Below are 16,357 nucleotides of genomic sequence, written 5' to 3'. Positions count from 1 at the left end.
CAAAACAAAATGCCTCCATCCATCGCACCCTCGCGGTATCTCCGCGGCCGCCGCCCGTCAGCGGTCTTCCATGGGGATGTAATCCCGCCGGTTGGGCCCCACATAGATCTGCCGGGGGCGGTGGATGCGCGTGCCTTCCTCCATGTACTGCTCATGCCAGTGGGCGATCCAGCCGGGCATGCGGCCCATGGCGAACATGACCGGGAACATGTTCACGGGGATATTCAGCGCGCGCAGGATGATGCCGGAATAGAAATCCACATTGGGGTACAAATTGCGGGAGATGAAAAAGTCGTCCCGCAGGGCGGCGTCCGCCAGCTCCTGGGCGATATCGAGCAACGGGTCGCGCGTGTCCAGACTCTCCAGCAGTCTGGTGGCGCAGTCCTTGAGTACCTTGGCCCGCGGGTCGAAATTCTTGTAAATCCGGTGCCCGAAGCCCATCAGCCGAAACTCTTTGCGTTTGACCCGTTCGATGCATTCCGCAATGGAATGCTCCCCGGAGTGGATGCGCTCCAGCATGCCGACCACGGCCGAATTGGCTCCGCCGTGCAATCTGCCCCACAGCGCGCAGATGCCCGCCGAAACCGAGGCGAACAGATTGGCGTCGGAAGAGCCCACCATGCGTACAGTGGAGCAGGAGCAGTTCTGTTCGTGATCCGCGTGCACCAGCAGAAACAAATCCAGAGCCCGCTGGGCTTCGGCAGAAGGGAAATACTCCTTGTAGGGCACGGAAAACATCATGTGCAGAAAATTCTCGCAGTAGGATCGGCCGGGATCCGGATAGATGATGGGCAGGCCCTTGGACTTGCGGTAGCTGAAAGCCGCGATGGTGCGGACCTTGCTGATAAGCTTGGCCACGGCCATCCGGAACTCCTCCCAGGTATCGATGCGGAGCAAATCCGGATGATACGTGCCGAGGGAATTGATCACCGCCGACAAAATGGCCATGGGGTGTCCATTGGGCGGGAACCCTTCGAAATGATGCATAAGGTCCTCATGCAGCAGAGCCTGCTCTCCCAGAATGTTGCGAAAGGCTGCGCGCTCCTCGCGGGTGGGCAGTTCCCCGAACACCAGCATCATGGCCGTCTCCACGAAGGAACTTTGTTCGGCCAGCTGCTCGATGGGGTATCCCCGGTAGCGCAGGACGCCTTTCTCCCCGTCCACGAAGCTGATGGCGCTGTAGCACGCGCCGGTATTGGCAAACCCGGGGTCCAGAGTGATGACGCCCGATCTGGAACGCAGGGAACTCACGTCCACCGCCACTTCGTCTTCGGTGCCGCGTATCACGGGCAGTTCAAAGGTTTTTCCGTCTATGGTCAGCGTGGCTGTGTCTTTACTCATGGATCACTCCTTTGTTCCTGCTCATGCCGCCACGGGACTGTCCAAACCCGTTCCGGAAAATTTCCGGCCCGGGTCCGTGCCGCCAGCGGCTCCCCTCACGAAAGCTTCTGGCCGGCCGGCTCCCATTCCCACAGGGACAGCCGCATTTCCACCAGCTCTTCCTCGTAGTTGTGGGCCACGGACAGGCCGAAACGCCTGGCCAGCCCGATCATGCCCTTGTTGCGGGGCATGGTCTGCCCGTCCAGGTAGCGGGTGCCCCGGCTCTTGCAGTACCGGATCATCTTTTCGAACAGAAGCGAGCCCAGACCCGTGCCTTTCATGTCGGTGCGGATGATGATGGCGAATTCCGCTGAAGAATTGTCCGGCTTGGTGGAGGTGCGCACCACACCCAGGGTTTCCGCCTCTCTGCCGGTCTGGCGCGTGGCGATGAAGGCCATTTCCCGGTCGTAGTCGATCTGGGTGAAACGGGTCATGTCGTCCAGCACGAAATTCTGGACCAGTCCGAAGAAACGCAGCCGCAGGTCCTCTTCGTCCAGATTCTCGATGAATTGCAGGTGGGCCGCGGCATCCTCCGGCCGGATGGGCCGCAGAAGCACCCGCGAGCCGTCCTTAAGCCGCACGGACTCTTCCAGTTCTCTCGGATACGGCCGGATAGCCAGCCGTTCCGGCCCGCAGCACGAGCATTCCCGGACCCATATCCGCGCACCCAGGGCCAGTACGCCCTTGTCGTCGGCGAAAACCGGGTTCATCTCCACAGTGACGATCTGCGGCAGATCGATGACCATCTGGCTGACCTGAATCAGAGCCAGGCAGATATCGTCCATATCGGCCGGAGCCTGACGCCGGGAGCCTTCCAGGAGTCTGGAAATGCGGGTGCGGGAGATCAGTTCGCGGGCCAGCCCCATGTTCAGGGGCGGCAGGGCCGCGGCCTGGTCGTTGATGACGGAGGATGCCACGCCGCCGTGACCGAAACGCAGCACCGGCCCGAAGGTCTTGTCCGTGACCACGGAGATGAACAGCTCGTGCGCTCCCGGCCTGCGGCCCATCTTCTGCACGACGAAGCCGTCGATATAGGCGTTCGGCATGCGCGCGTGCACGCGGGCGGACATGTTGGCCGCGGCCTCGAAGAGCAGGTCCGGCGTGGTCAGGTCGAGGGCGATGCCGCCGATGTCCGACGGATGGGCGATCTGCGGCGAGCGGATCTTGAGAGCCACAGGGTAGCCGAGCTCCGCCGCCGCTTCCACGGCCTGCATGGCCGACTTGCAGATCCGGGTTTCCACCACGGGCAGACCGTAGGCCGCGAGCACCTGCCGGGATTCCTCCTCGGACAGCTTTGTACGCCCGTCTTCCAGAGCAGCGGCAATGACCTGGGCGGCGTGGGCCGTGTCGGGAAAGAAGTCGGCGGGCAGGGAATCGGGGGTCTGCATCAGAATCTGCTGGATGCGCTTGTAGCGGAGCATGTGCAGGTAGGTCATGATCGCCTTGCCGGGCCGGTCGAACACCGGAACGGAGGCTTCGTCGAAAATCTCCTTGGTGTCCCGCACCGTTTCCTCACCCAGCCAGTTGGCCAGCACCAGGCACCGGCTGGTCTTGGCCACCTGGGTCACGGCCCGGGCGATGTCCAGGCTGGAGGCTCCGGGCAGGGGCACATGCAAAATGAGCACGCAGCCCACGCCCCTGGCCTTGGCCAGAACGCTCAGCACCCGGGCGTACACGTCCGGCGCGGCGTTGTAGGGCAGGGACACCGGGTTGTCCGAGCACCGCTCCGGCCCCAGAATCTCTTCGAGCTTGAGCTGAAGATCCTCGGTGATGGGCGCGAGCACACCGCCGCCGGCAATGAGCGCGTCGGCGCTCAGAAGCCCCACGCTTCGCCCGTTGGTCATGATGGCCAGATCATTGCCGCGCAGGGGCCTGTAGTTGGCCAGGGTCCGCGCGCCCTCGAAGAGCAGGTCGATGTCGTCCACCCGGACCATGCCCGCCCGGCGGAAGGCCGCGTCGTAGATGAGGTCCAGATCGTCTTCGGTCAGATCGGCGGCGGCGTCGCGCAGTTCGCAGGGCAGACGCCTGGGCCGGATGACCAGAATGGGCTTGCTGCGGGCGCTGGCCCGGGCCGCGGACATGAACCGGCGGGCGTCCTGAATGCTTTCCACATACAGCAGGATGGACCGTGTGGCCGGGTCCTCGCCCAAATAGTCGAGCACGGAACTGAAATCCACATCCAGCTGGCGGCCCAGGGAAATACAATGCGAAAAACCGATGTTATTGTTCTTGGCCCAGTCCAGAACCGATTCGAAAAGGCTGTCGGACTGAGTCACGAAGGCGATGCGCCCCTCTCTGGCGCCCACCTTGGACAGGCTGGCGTTGACGCCCGATGCGGGCACGATCATCCCCAGGCTGCCGGGCCCCAGCACACGGATGTGCTTGTCCCGGACCACGGCCCGGATTTGTTCATCGATTTTTGTCCGTTCGGAGGCTTCCAGCAGATCGTAATCCGGGTCCATGACCAGGGCTGCGGGGGTGCCGTTGTCGGCCAGTTCGGCCAGACGCTCCGGGGCCTCGTGAACGGGCGAGCAGATGATGGCCAGATCCGGAGTCAGCGGCAGGGATTTCACGTCCGCATAGGACAGCACGCCGAAAATGGCTTCCTGGGCCCCGGAAACGGGCAGCACCGGTCCCAGAAATTTTCCGGACATGAGATTGCCCATGAGCGTGGCGCTGACTGATCCCGCCTCGCGGGAAGCGCCGATGATGGCCAGGGAATTGGGTTTGAACAGCAGATTCAGGGGATTCACGCTCATCGCTCAAAAGACTCCGTTTACCTGGAAAGAAGAAGACAGAGTGCCCGCGCGACCGCCAGTCCGTCAATTTCAGCCACTTACCAGAAAAGGCGGGAAAACGAAATCCATTTCTTCTACATCCCGTTTCCGGACACGAAATCACGCCCGAACCCGTCACAGGAGGACGCCATGCCCGCTGAAAACACCAGACCGCTTCTTTTCGAACCGCCCGCCACGCCGAGGGCGCATGTCGCCGGTATGGCCGCCTACGAAGAACTGTACCGCCAAGCGGACCAGGATCCCGAAGGCTACTGGGCCGGGCGGGCTGAAGAGCTGATCAGCTGGAGCAGGCCCTGGGACAAGGTCATGGACTGCGACATGGATGCGGCCCGGATCGGATGGTTCACGGGCGGCCGGCTGAACGTCAGTCACAACTGCCTGGACCGGCATGTGGAGAAGGGGCTGGGGGACAAGACGGCCATCATCTGGCAGGGCGAGCCCGAGGATGACGTGCGCCGCATTTCCTACGCCGAACTGCTGACCGAGGTCGGCCGTTTCGCCAACGCCCTGAAAAAGCTCGGCGTGGACCGGGGAGACCGGGTGGCCCTGTACATGCCCATGGTGCCGGAACTGGCTGTGGCCATGCTGGCCTGCACCCGCATCGGCGCCATCCACTCCGCCGTGTTTGCCGGATTTTCGGCCTCCAGTCTGCAAAACCGCATTCAGGACTGTGAGGCCAAGGTGCTGGTCACGGCCGACGCCGTACTCCGCGCGGGACGAAAAATCCCCCTGAAGGGCAATGTGGACGAAGCCCTGGCCGGCTGTCCGTCCGTGACCGCCTGCGTGGTGCTGCGGCGGGCCGGAAACGACATTGCCATGACCGAAGGCCGCGACATCTGGTGGCACGATCTCATGGCCGACCCGGACCTCTCCGCCCTCTGCCCCTGCGAAGACATGGACTCCGAGGACACGCTGCTGCTCCTCTACACCAGCGGCTCCACGGGCAAGCCCAAGGGCGTGGTGCACACCACCGGCGGCTATCTGACCTACGCAACCCACACCTGCCAGCTGGTCTTCAACCTTCACGACGACGACATCCACTTCTGCACCGCCGATATCGGCTGGATCACCGGGCACACCTACATTCTCTACGGCCCCCTGGCCCTTGGCTTGACCACGGTCATGTTCGAGGGTGTGCCCTCCTATCCCGACCCCTCACGGTTCTGGCAGATCGTGGAAAAATTCGGCGTGACCAGTTTCTACACTGCACCCACGGCCATCCGGGCGCTCATGCGCGAAGGCGTGGAATGGACCCGCAAGAACGATCTGTCCTCCCTGCGGGTGCTGGGCAGCGTGGGCGAGCCCATCAATCCCGAAGCATGGATGTGGTACCACGAAAATATCGGCCGCTCCCGGCTGCCCGTGGCGGACACCTGGTGGCAGACCGAAACGGGCGGCATCCTCATTTCCGCCCTGCCCTTCGCCACGCCGCTCAAGCCCGGCTCGGCGGCCCTGCCTCTGCCCGGCATCCGGGCCAGCGTGGTCGATGCCGACGGCAACCCCGCCCCGGCGGGCGAAAGCGGCAATCTGATCGTGGAGCGGCCCTGGCCGGGCATGCTGCGCGGCATCTTCCGCGACCCGGAGCGCTTCCGGCAGCAGTACTTCGGACGTTTTCGCGGACGCTACGAATCGGGCGACGGCGCGCGCCGGGACGAAGACGGCTATTTCTGGATTCTGGGCCGTCTGGACGATGTGATCAACGTCTCCGGACACCGGCTGGGTACGGCGGAAATCGAATCCGCCCTGGTCTCGCACCCGGCCGTGGCCGAGGCCGCCGTGGTGGGCATGTCCCACGAAATCAAGGGACAGGCCGTCTACGCCTACGTCACCCTGCGGGCCGATGCCGACGAGTCCGACGAGCTGGTCAAAGAGCTGCGCGCCCATGTACGCAAGGAAATCGGTCCGCTGGCCGCGCCGGAAGTGATCCAGTTCGCTGAAAGCCTGCCCAAGACCCGCAGTGGAAAAATCATGCGCCGGGTGCTGCGCAAGATCACCGAAGGATCCACCTCCATGGAGGACTTCGGCGACACGTCCACCCTGGCCGATCCATCGGTCATCCAGGACCTCATCGCCGGCAGGGTCTGACGCGGCCAAGCCGGCTGGGCCGCAACGTCCCCGGAACCGCAAGCCCGCGAAACGCTGGACACCGCCCGCGTTTTGCGGGCATTTTTCGCTTCGGCCGCACGGCCGAAACCTCCGGAGAAATTGTCCATGACCAATAACGATATCCTGCGCCGCCTGCGCTACGCCCTGCGCCTGAGCAACGCGCGGCTCACGGCCCTCTTCGCGCTGGGCGGACACGCTCTGAGCGAAGCCGATCTGGACCTGTTCCTCCGGAAGGACGGCGATCCGCAAAGCGTGGAATGCCCGGATGTCCTGCTGGGCGCGTTTCTGGACGGACTGATCGTTTCCCGGCGCGGGCCGGGGAACGAACCGCCGGACGGCGAACTGGACAACAACGCCATCCTACGCAAGCTGCGCATCGCTTTGGAACTCAAAGACACGGACATGCTGCACATCCTCCGCAGCGCGGGCCTCACCCTCTCCAAATCCGAACTCGCCGCGCTGTTCCGGCGGCCGGACCATCGCAATTTCAAGCCCTGCGGCGACCAGTTGCTGCGGAAGTTCCTGACCGGCCTGGCCCGGACTTCACGCGAGGAAAAATAACCCGCGCCTGCCAGGCCAGCAGGACAAAATCCATCGCTTCGACCTGAAACGGAACCATTCTCAGGGGTTTGGTATAAATGCCGGTCCGCCGTGGACACAAAAAAATCACCCCCCGCCAGACAGCGAGGGGTGATTTTCATTTTCGCGACGTCCCGAAGGACGGGCCACGGGCCGATTACCGCTTCTGGTAAACGCCCTTCAGCACGGCCTCGATGCGGCGGTTCTGCGCACGGCCGTCCTTGGTCTTGTTGTCGGCGATGGGCTGGGTCATGCCGTATCCGACAGCGGTCAGGCGGGCGCCGTCCATGCCCAGCTTCTCGACCAGGTAGGCGCGGACGCTCTTGGCCCGGCGCTCGGACAGCTTCTGGTTGTACGCGGCCTTGCCCACGGAGTCGGTGTGACCGCCGATCTCGATGTCCACGCCGGGATACTGCTTGGCGAACTCGGCGAAGTTAGCCAGTTCCTGATGATAGATGGACTTGACTTCGGACTTGTCGAAATCAAAGAGCACCTTCAGCTGCATCTTCACCGGGATGGGGCATCCATCGGCATCAACAGCCAGATCGCGGGGAGTGTCGGGGCACTTGTCTCTGGAATTGGGCACACCGTCGCCATCGTCGTCGCCATCGACAGGAGCGGCCGGAGCGGCAGCCTCATAGAACACGTCCTTGATGAACTGCTGCAAAGCGGCGTCATCAGCGATCTGCTCGGCGGAAACAGCGACGCCGCAGGGCTTCGCATTCGTGATGCTGTCCAGCAGGGGCTGATTGCCGGCGACAGAGTCGGCAAAGCTTATGGTGTGGAAACAAACGCCATACTTTTCGGCCAGATCGGAAGCGACCTGCACGGAATCCGTACCGGTGTTTTCACGGCCATCGGAAAGAATGATTACGGCATTGCGTCCAGAGACACCCTGCAGGGCAGGCTCAAGAGCCTTCAGACCTTCACCCAGAGGAGTCGGCCGGGAGCCGATCACCGTGGGCAGCTTGGCGATGGAAGCACCGAATCCGGCGGAGGAGTAGGTCTCCAGAGCCTGGATTTCCCGGGCCGGAGCCGCGGTGGCCAGAGCGCCTTTGTAACCCAGTTCCATCAGGTTGGAGTTGATGCGCTCCATGATGGATTTGGCCAGAACGACTTTCTTTTCTTTGGTACCGACATAGTTTTCATCCATGGAACCCGATGTATCGACCAGGAAGATAAAATTATCGACCTTGGGCGCATAGGTTCCGGCGGACACGGCCGTGGAAGCCGCGAACATCGCCAGCAACAGACACAACACAGCCAGTTTGCTCACTTTCATCCTTACAACTCCTCTTTGCGTTGACAATTCATCAAAAATAGGACGGACTTCTTACGGAATACGTCGGTCAAGCCTGTTAGCAGCAACCGGCCGTCCTGTCAAAGCCACAAAAAAATGGATGCCTTTCTTTTCGCATCTGCGGACCGGCATCAGTTCAGTAAGGAAGCCTCCCCTTCTTCCCCCTGTGAAACCATTGATGAAAAATACTCCCGCCGCCCATACTTTACAAGCGATTATTCTGCATCTGGACATGGACGCCTTTTTCGCTTCCGTGGAGCAGGCCGACAATCCGGCTCTGCGCGGCCTGCCCGTGGTCGTCGGCGACTCTCCGCGCGGCGTGGTCTCCGCCGCATCCTACGAAGCCAGAAAATACGGCGTCCATTCGGCCATGCCCATCGCCCGGGCCCGGAAGCTCTGCCCGCAGGCCGTGTTTCTGCCGGGTTGCATGTCCCGGTACAGGGAGGTCTCGCGTCAGGTCATGGCGCTCATTCGCGCGCACTGTCCCGTGGTGGAGCAGGCCTCCGTGGACGAGGCCTACGCGGATATCTCCGGCATGGAACGCATTCTGCCGTCACCGGAAATCCTGGCCGGAAATCTCAAGAAGGCCATCAGGGACGGCACGGGCCTGAGCTGCTCCATCGGCATCGCCCCCAACAAGTTTCTGGCCAAGATCGCCTCGGCCTGGCGCAAACCCGACGGACTGACCGTCATTTCCCCGGAAGCCGCGGGAGACTTCCTGCGCGACCTGCCCGTAACCAGAATACCCGGCGTGGGCCGGCGCATGCGGGAGGAACTGCACCTGCTCGGCGCCGTCCATATCCGGGATGTTCTGACCCGGCCGAGGGAATTCTGGACCGAAGCGCTGGGAAAGCGCGGCAACACGCTGTACGACCGGGCTCAGGGCGTCGATCCGTCGCCTGTGCTCCCGCATGTCGAGGCGCAGTCCTGCAGCGCGGAGAATACCTTTCTGGAAGACACGGCGGATCCGGAAATTCTGGAGCACTGGCTGCTGGTCCAGGCCGAACGTGTCGGCGCGGAATTGCGGGCTCTGGGCAAAAAAGGAGCCACTATCACCCTGAAAATCAGATTTCAGGACTTTTCCCTCATCACCCGCAGCAAAACCCTGTCCCGGCCCACGGACATCACCAGGGAAATCCACGAAACCGCCCGTCGCCTTCTGGCCGGTCAGAAACTGGCCAGTAAGGTCCGCCTCATCGGTCTGGGTGTCTCCAACTTCCGAAGCGGAAAAGACATGCTCCCTCTGCCCACGGATGCCAGACGGGAAAGAGAGGAGCATCTGGACCGGACCATGGACCGCATCCGGGCCAGATTCGGTGCCGCGAGCATCGTACGCGCCGATACCGTCCACGATATGGAGCATGTGGTCCGGGACACGCTTTCCCTGAAAAACCGGAAATCCGGATAGCTGGAAGCCCGGCCGCGCGGGCTTGTCAAAACGCTTTTTTCCTGTTTGGAAGCGCCAGTTCAAAAAGCACCCATCTCTTTCTTTGAGGATACGCCATGTTCACTCACGCCATCACCCGTCTGCCCGGCCCGGATTTTCACCAGGGCCTGACCACCTCGGCCCTGCCCGCTCCGGATCTGGACAAGGCTCTCGAACAGCACGCCGCCTACGTGCGCTGTCTGCGCTCCCTGGGACTGGCCGTCACGGTGCTGCCCGCCGCGCCAGGCTTTCCCGACGCCTGCTTTGTGGAGGACACGGCGGTGGTCGTAAGGGAAACGGCCGTCATCACCCGGCCCGGCGCTCCTTCCCGGCAGGGGGAGACCGTATCCATCGCCACGGCCCTCGCGCCCCTGCGCCCCCTGACCCGGATCGAAGCCCCCGGCACTCTGGACGGCGGCGACATCCTGCAGGTCGGGAAGCACTTTTTCATCGGCGTTTCGGACAGGACCAACGAGGAAGGCGCACGGCAGCTTTCCGCCATTCTGGAAAAGCACGGCTACACGGCGGCCTTCATCCGCGTGGGGGCCGGACTCCATCTGAAATCGAGCCTCAATTACGTCGGCGAAGACACCATGCTGGTCACCAGAAATTTCGCCGGACACTCCGCCATCGCGGACTTCAGGCAGATAGTCTGTCCCAGAGGCGAGGAATACGCGGCCAACACGCTCTTCGTGAACGGCACGCTGATCATGCCCGCCGGATATCCCGAAACCCGCACCCTGCTGGACGCTCTCTCCCTGCCCGTCGTGGAGATCGACTCCAGCGAATACCACAAGATGGACGGCGGACTGACCTGTCTGTCCCTGCGTCTGTGACCGCGAATTTCTTGAATTTCCCGGCCGCCCGGGCTATTCGTCCCCGGATACGCGAAGCGAGGTGCCAACATGGAAATCTTCCGGGACCGCTACAAGAGGGAATTCGTCGAGGTGGCCTGCCCCAAGTGCAAGCAGACCAAGATCGTCTGTCTGCCCGAGGAGGATATCCCCGAATGCGAATTCTGCAAGGTGAAGATGAACATCAAGGAAATTCTGACCGAAGGAAAATACTAATCCTCAACTATCAGGAGGCTCTATGCGTCGTCTGCTTCTCATCGTCCCGGCTCTCTTCCTCTGTCTGAGCGCCCTGCCGGTCCTCGCCGCGGACCACGAACTGGCCCAGAAATCCACTCTGAACGCCATCCTCAAGCGCGGAGAGCTTCGTGTGGGCCTCGATCCCGGGTACATGCCCTTCGAAATGACGGACAAGAAAGGCAACATCGTCGGTTTCGACGTCGATCTGGCCAAGGAAATGGCCAAAGCCATGGGCGTGAAGCTGAAAATCGTCAACACGGACTACGACGGCATCATTCCGGCCCTCATGGCCGACAAATTCGACATCATCATCAGCGGCATAACCATCAACCAGGAACGCAACCTGCAGATCAACTTCGCCGGGCCGTACATCGTCGCGGGGCAGGCCATTCTGCTCAGCAAGAAGCACGAAGGCAAAATCACTTCCTACAAAGACCTGAACGACCCCAAATACGTGGTCGTCTCCCGCATCGGCACCACCGGCGAGCAGGCCGTCAAACGCATGATCCCCAAGGCCCAGTACAAGAGCTTCGAGAAGGAACCCGACGGGGCCATGGAAGTGGTCAACGGCCAGGGCGACGCCTTCGTGTACGACCTGCCCTTCTGCGTGGTCTTCATGGCCCAGCAGGGCGGCAAGAATCTGGTGCTGCTGGACAAGCCCTTCACCTACGAGCCCTTAGGCTTCGGCATCAGGAAGGGCGATCCCGACTTCCTGAACTGGCTGGACAACTTCCTGTACCAGATCAAGGAAGACGGCCGTTACGAGCGCATCTACACCAAGTGGATCAAGAGCACGGAATGGCTGAAGGACGTGCAGTAGGCTGACGGAACACAGCGGGAATCCGGCCGGATCCGGATTCCCGGCTCATCATCAAGAACATACCGGATATACAATGGCCACATACGCGGGACTCGACCGGCCCAAAAGCAAAGCTTACTTCCGGGTCTGGACGGGCGTTTTTTTTCTGGGGGCTCTGGGCCTGGTCAGCCTGCTCTATTTTTCCACCAAAAAAGTCGAATATACGTGGCGCTGGAACCGGGTGCCGCAATACTTCCTCTATGAGGAAAAGACGGAAATCCGGGCCGAAACGGAAGGGGAAATTGTCCAGATCACTCCCCTCGGCCAGGAATCCCGAGTGCTCATCCGGGGCGCGGACGGCGAGGAAAGCCACGATGTGCCCGCCTCTTCCCTGCTGCTGGCCGAGGGCGACTACGTCTATCCGGGTGACGTGCTCGGCTCCTTTTCCCGTCACAAGGCCGGCATCCTAGTGGAGGGCCTGCTGCTGACGCTCGAGGTCAGCGCCCTGGCCATCGTTCTGGGTATCGTGCTCGGCCTGTTCACGGGTCTGGCCCGCATTTCCGAAAACCCGGCCCTGCGCTGGGGAGCCATCGCCTATATCGAGCTCATCCGGGGCTCCCCGCTTCTGGTCCAGATTTTCCTGTGGTATTTCGTGGGCGGCACGGTCATCAACGCCATGCTCTCCCAATACGGTCTCGCGCAGATTTCCCCCTTGTGGTTCGGCGTGCTGGCGCTGGCCATCTTCACCGGCGCCTACACGGCGGAAATCGTGCGCGCAGGCATCCAGTCCGTGCACCGCGGGCAGATGGAGGCCGCCCGCTCCCTAGGCCTGACCTATGCCCAGGCCATGCGCAAGGTCATCCTGCCTCAGGCTTTCCGCCGGATTCTGCCGCCTCTGGCCGGTCAGTTCATCAGCCTGGTCAAGGACTCGTCCCTGCTTGGGGTCATTTCCATCCGCGAACTGACCAAGGCTTCCCGCGAAGTGGTCACCTCGTCGCTCCAGCCCTTCGAAATCTGGATCGTGTGCGCCATTTTGTATCTCGTCCTGACTTTCACCCTGTCCATGTTCGTGCAGTACCTCGAACGCAAGGCCATCTGAGCATAGCCATGAACGACCCTATCATAGACGTCCGCCAGATCGAAAAACGCTTCCATATCCCGGAGCCGCTGCTGGCACTGAATCAGGTTTCCTGCGCGGTCTCACCGGGCGAGGTGGTGGTCATCATCGGCCCCTCGGGCTCCGGAAAGTCCACCTTTCTGCGCTGCCTGAACCGTCTGGAATACGCCGACGCGGGACAGATCGTCATCGACGGCGTGGACATCCTCGACCCCGGATGCGACATCAACGCCATCCGCGCCGAAGTGGGCATGGTCTTTCAGTCCTTCAACCTCTTTCCGCACAAGACCGTGCTGGACAATCTGACCATGGCCCAGATGACAGTGCGCGGCAGATCCCGACGCGAAGCCGAGGCCAAGGGCATGGCCCTGCTCAAGAAAGTGGGTATCGCCGACAAGTTCGCTTCCCGGCCGGACCAGCTCTCCGGCGGGCAGCAGCAGCGTGTGGCCATCGCCCGTTCCCTGGCCATGGACCCGAAGATCATGCTCTTTGACGAACCCACGTCGGCCCTGGATCCGGAGATGGTGGGCGAGGTACTGGACGTCATGAAAACCCTGGCCCGCGAGGGCATGACCATGGTCGTGGTCACCCACGAGATGGGATTCGCCCGCGAGGTGGCGGACCGGGTGCTGTTCATGGACAAGGGCCGGATTCTGGAGGAAGGCACTCCCAACCACTTTTTCACCGCCCCCGCCCACGAGCGGACCAAAGAGTTTCTGAGCCAGATTCTTTAGAGCATTTGCCACCGAAAATGCTCGTTTCAGGGCCGGCAAGGCCCGCAGCCCACATTTCGTGGCGAGGATTTACGGGCAAATCCTTGCAGAACGGTCAATTCATTTTATTCGTGAACTCCCCCCAACCCGCCCGCACCGGAGCCATCATGAGCAAGGCGCTGCAAAACCAACTCTCCAAAAGCCTCAGGGAACAAGGCGACATGGCCCGGGACATGGCCATGGCCGAACTGAAGGATCTGAAAAAGGATCTGCAGGAACTGGAAAAAACGCTTACGGCCAAAAAAGCGCCGGATCAGGGGCTGCTCATGGATATTTCCCACGGCGCGTTTGAGCTTTTCCGCACCGCGTCCATAGTACTGGAAACGGAAAACCTGCAGAATCTGCTGCTTGGCGCGGCGGAAGAGGGAAGGGATCTGGAATACCTGGAGAAAAAAGGAGCCATGCTGCTGACCAAGCCCGAAGGATGGCACTGGTTCTCTCCCAAGGGGGAAATGTTTTTCCTGGCCGCACCCGGAGAAACCCGTCTGGCCGCGCAGAAGCTGCAGGACCGCCTGACCCGCAAGACGCCCGCGAAACCGGCCGCGCCCAAAGCTCCCCTGGAAGAATGAGGCGAAGTCCCGCAAAGACGAACCCCAATCCCGCTCCTTGCGCGGGATTTTTTATGCCGCTTTTTTGACCTGCCTCAAAGCGCCCCTCCCGCCGTGGCCGTAGACAGGCATCGAACCACACACCGGAGGAATCATCATGAAGCGCAAAATCATCGAGATAGACGAAGAAAAATGCACCGGCTGCGGGCTGTGCATTCCCGGCTGCGCCGAGGGCGCGCTGGCTATCGTGGACGGTAAGGCCAAAATCGTGCGGGATATGTTCTGTGACGGCCTGGGGGCCTGCCTCGGCCATTGTCCGGAAGGGGCTCTGCGCATCATCGAGCGCGAAGCCGAAGAGTTCGACGAGGAAGCCGCCCTGGAACATGTCCGCAAGACCAGAAACATGGAGGACGCCCCGGCGAAACCAGCCGGATGCCCGTCCGCCGCCATATTGCGGATGGCCCCCGCTCCCCTTGCGGCCGCACCCGGAGAAACCGGATCGTCTCTGTCCCACTGGCCGATCAAAATCCGTCTGGTGCCGCCGCACGCTCCCTTTCTGGACAACGCGGACCTGATCATCGCCGGAGACTGCTGCCCCGCCGCAAGCCCGGACTTCCATTCCAGATTTCTGGACGGCCGGGTGCTCATGCTCGGCTGCCCCAAGTTCGACAACGCCGAAGAGTACGTGGAACGCCTGGCCCAGATTTTCGCCCAGGCCCGCATCAGATCCATCACGGTGCTGGAAATGGAAGTGCCCTGCTGCTCAGGCATGTCCCGTATCGTGGCGCGGGCTCTGGACAGAAGCGGCAAGGACATTCCCTGCACGCGGCGCATTCTGGGCAGAGACGGGCGCAGTGTGGAGGAAAAGATGCCCCTGTCCGTCCTGCCGGGGCTGGTATCACCGGGGCTGGCGCACTTCCACGGCGGAAAGATGTAGCCCCTCTCCGGAAACCATCTCCTCAGGCCAGCCGGACACCGGATTTATCGTTTAGAGTGGTTGGGCGATTGAGATGCCGGCAAAGCCCGCCTGACCGCATTTCATGGCGGGGAGCCGCAGACAAATCCTCGCGGAACAGTTGACTCATTTCGTCCGTAGGCTGCTCTACGACCGGCCGCCCTGCTCGAACAGCATGGTCTTCACATCGGCGAGCCTGCTCCATCCGGCGCTCCTGTCCCCGCCGCGAGGATGCACGAGGGGCGCGTAGCCCAGATTGGCCGCCTGCCGCTCTCTGGCCTCATGTCCCGAGACAGGGCGAATCTGGCCGTTCAAATCCACCTCCCCCCAGAACACCGCTCCCTCGGGCAGGGGACGGTCGTACAGGGACGAGAGAATGGCGGCCACAATGCCCAGGTCCAGACCCGGATCCTTCATGCGCAGCCCGCCGCCCACCTTGGCGTACACGTCCATCTGGCCCAGATTGATCTGCAGCCGCTTCTCCATGACCGCGATCAGCAGATGCAGGCGATTGGCGTCAAAACCCAGGGCCGTGCGCCGGGGAAAAGCCAGAAAGGTGCGCGTGACCAGGGCCTGAACTTCCACCACGAATGGACGCTGGGATTCCATGGACATGACCAGCGCGGTGCCCGAAAGGGCCGTGTCCCGCGCCTGCAAAAAAAACGTGGACGGATCCTCGATGATCCGCATGCCCCGCTCTTTCATCTCGAACAGCAGGATTTCGTTGGACGGTCCGAAGCGGTTCTTGACCACACGCAGAATGCGGAACAGATGCTCCTTGTCGCCTTCCAGATAGAGCACCGTGTCCACCATGTGCTCCAGAAGCTTCGGGCCGGCGATCTGGCCGTCCTTGGTCACATGGCCCACCAGAATGACCGTCACGCCCGTCTGCTTGGCCCGCTCCACCAGCGCCGTGGCCACGGCCCGCACCTGGGAAACGGAACCGGGCAGCCCCTCGGTCCGGCCCGAAATCATGGTCTGCACCGAATCCACCACAATCAGCGCCGGGTGGGCCTCCATGCAGGCCAATATGTCTTCCGCCTGATTGGTGGCCATGGCCGTCACGCCGCCGGAGAGCATCCCCAGGCGCTCGGCCCGGCCGCGAATCTGGGACAGGGATTCCTCGCCGGACACATAGATCACCGACCGGCCGGAGCCTTCCATGGACGCGGCCACCTGCAACAGCAGCGTGGACTTGCCGATGCCCGGCTCGCCACCCAGCAAAATCACTCCGCCCGGCACGAAACCGTCGCCCAGTACTCCGTCCAGACCGGAAAGCCCGGAACTGACGCGCCCTTCGGGACCGAACTCGACGCTGCGCAGATCCACGGGACGGTTCGATACCCCGCCCTGCGGGACAGGATCAGCGGCGGCAGCCTCCAGAGTGTTCCAGGCCAGACATTTGGAGCACTGTCCCTGCCAGCGCGGGGCCGTGGCCCCGCAAGCCGAGCAGACATAGACGGACTTGATTTTCATGTTCACATC

At 62.2% G+C, this 16,357-nt stretch carries 14 protein-coding genes; 10 read left to right on the top strand and 4 right to left on the bottom strand.

Annotation, left to right across the window (positions count from 1 at the left end; translation table 11 throughout):
• Positions 1–57: 57 nt before the first annotated feature.
• Positions 58–1,341 (bottom strand): citrate synthase, encoded by a 1,284-nt coding sequence (locus tag AXF15_RS09400; RefSeq protein WP_066606470.1) that lies wholly within the window; start codon positions 1,339–1,341, stop codon positions 58–60.
• A 95-nt stretch (positions 1,342–1,436) separates the two neighbouring features.
• Positions 1,437–4,139 carry a bifunctional acetate--CoA ligase family protein/GNAT family N-acetyltransferase gene (locus AXF15_RS09395; RefSeq protein ID WP_066606464.1) on the bottom strand — a complete coding sequence of 901 codons (2,703 nt, stop codon included), beginning with the start codon at positions 4,137–4,139 and terminating at the stop codon, positions 1,437–1,439.
• Between the two features lie 168 nt (positions 4,140–4,307).
• Between AXF15_RS09395 and acs the strand changes: the two genes are divergently transcribed.
• Positions 4,308–6,263, top strand: coding sequence for an acetate--CoA ligase (gene acs, locus AXF15_RS09390; RefSeq protein WP_066606462.1), 1,956 nt, complete (start codon positions 4,308–4,310; stop codon positions 6,261–6,263).
• Positions 6,264–6,389: 126 nt separating this feature from the next.
• Positions 6,390–6,845, top strand: a complete 456-nt coding sequence (locus tag AXF15_RS09385) for a YehS family protein (protein ID WP_066606459.1) — start codon at positions 6,390–6,392, stop codon at positions 6,843–6,845.
• Between the two features lie 175 nt (positions 6,846–7,020).
• Here the strand turns inward: AXF15_RS09385 and AXF15_RS09380 are convergent, their stop codons facing one another.
• Complete coding sequence (locus AXF15_RS09380; protein WP_066606455.1) at positions 7,021–8,145, bottom strand: OmpA family protein; 1,125 nt, start codon at positions 8,143–8,145, stop codon at positions 7,021–7,023.
• A gap of 196 nt (positions 8,146–8,341) precedes the next feature.
• Here AXF15_RS09380 and dinB point away from each other — a divergent pair, with 196 nt between their 5' ends.
• From dinB to AXF15_RS09345, 8 genes are all read left to right on the top strand, one after another.
• Positions 8,342–9,571, top strand: coding sequence for a DNA polymerase IV (gene dinB / locus AXF15_RS09375; protein WP_151192340.1), 1,230 nt, complete (start codon positions 8,342–8,344; stop codon positions 9,569–9,571).
• Positions 9,572–9,666: 95 nt separating this feature from the next.
• A complete protein-coding gene (locus AXF15_RS09370; protein ID WP_066606452.1) occupies positions 9,667–10,425 on the top strand; it encodes a dimethylarginine dimethylaminohydrolase family protein in 759 nt (252 codons plus the stop codon).
• A 69-nt stretch (positions 10,426–10,494) separates the two neighbouring features.
• On the top strand, positions 10,495–10,659 hold the full coding sequence (locus tag AXF15_RS14290; protein ID WP_169793639.1) for a hypothetical protein: 165 nt from the start codon (positions 10,495–10,497) through the stop codon (positions 10,657–10,659).
• Between the two features lie 22 nt (positions 10,660–10,681).
• Positions 10,682–11,500 (top strand): transporter substrate-binding domain-containing protein, encoded by an 819-nt coding sequence (locus AXF15_RS09365; protein ID WP_066606446.1) that lies wholly within the window; start codon positions 10,682–10,684, stop codon positions 11,498–11,500.
• 73 nt (positions 11,501–11,573) lie between these two features.
• On the top strand, positions 11,574–12,578 hold the full coding sequence (locus tag AXF15_RS09360; protein WP_066606443.1) for an amino acid ABC transporter permease: 1,005 nt from the start codon (positions 11,574–11,576) through the stop codon (positions 12,576–12,578).
• 8 nt (positions 12,579–12,586) lie between these two features.
• A complete protein-coding gene (locus AXF15_RS09355) occupies positions 12,587–13,330 on the top strand; it encodes an amino acid ABC transporter ATP-binding protein (RefSeq protein ID WP_083517968.1) in 744 nt (247 codons plus the stop codon).
• A 146-nt stretch (positions 13,331–13,476) separates the two neighbouring features.
• Positions 13,477–13,938, top strand: a complete 462-nt coding sequence (locus AXF15_RS09350; protein ID WP_066606440.1) for a hypothetical protein — start codon at positions 13,477–13,479, stop codon at positions 13,936–13,938.
• A 136-nt stretch (positions 13,939–14,074) separates the two neighbouring features.
• Entirely contained in the window at positions 14,075–14,854 is a 780-nt protein-coding gene (locus tag AXF15_RS09345; protein ID WP_066606437.1) for an ATP-binding protein, read from the top strand.
• A 165-nt stretch (positions 14,855–15,019) separates the two neighbouring features.
• On the opposite strand, the gene radA is transcribed toward AXF15_RS09345, so the two are convergent.
• Entirely contained in the window at positions 15,020–16,348 is a 1,329-nt protein-coding gene (radA, locus tag AXF15_RS09340) for a DNA repair protein RadA (protein WP_066608890.1), read from the bottom strand.
• Between the last annotated feature and the right edge of the window lie 9 nt (positions 16,349–16,357).

It is taken from the genome of Desulfomicrobium orale DSM 12838 (genome assembly GCF_001553625.1).
Classification (GTDB): Bacteria; Desulfobacterota; Desulfovibrionia; order Desulfovibrionales; family Desulfomicrobiaceae; genus Desulfomicrobium; species Desulfomicrobium orale.
The sequence above is the reverse complement of the archived record's forward strand: the minus strand, read 5'-3'. Positions and strand labels throughout refer to the sequence as shown.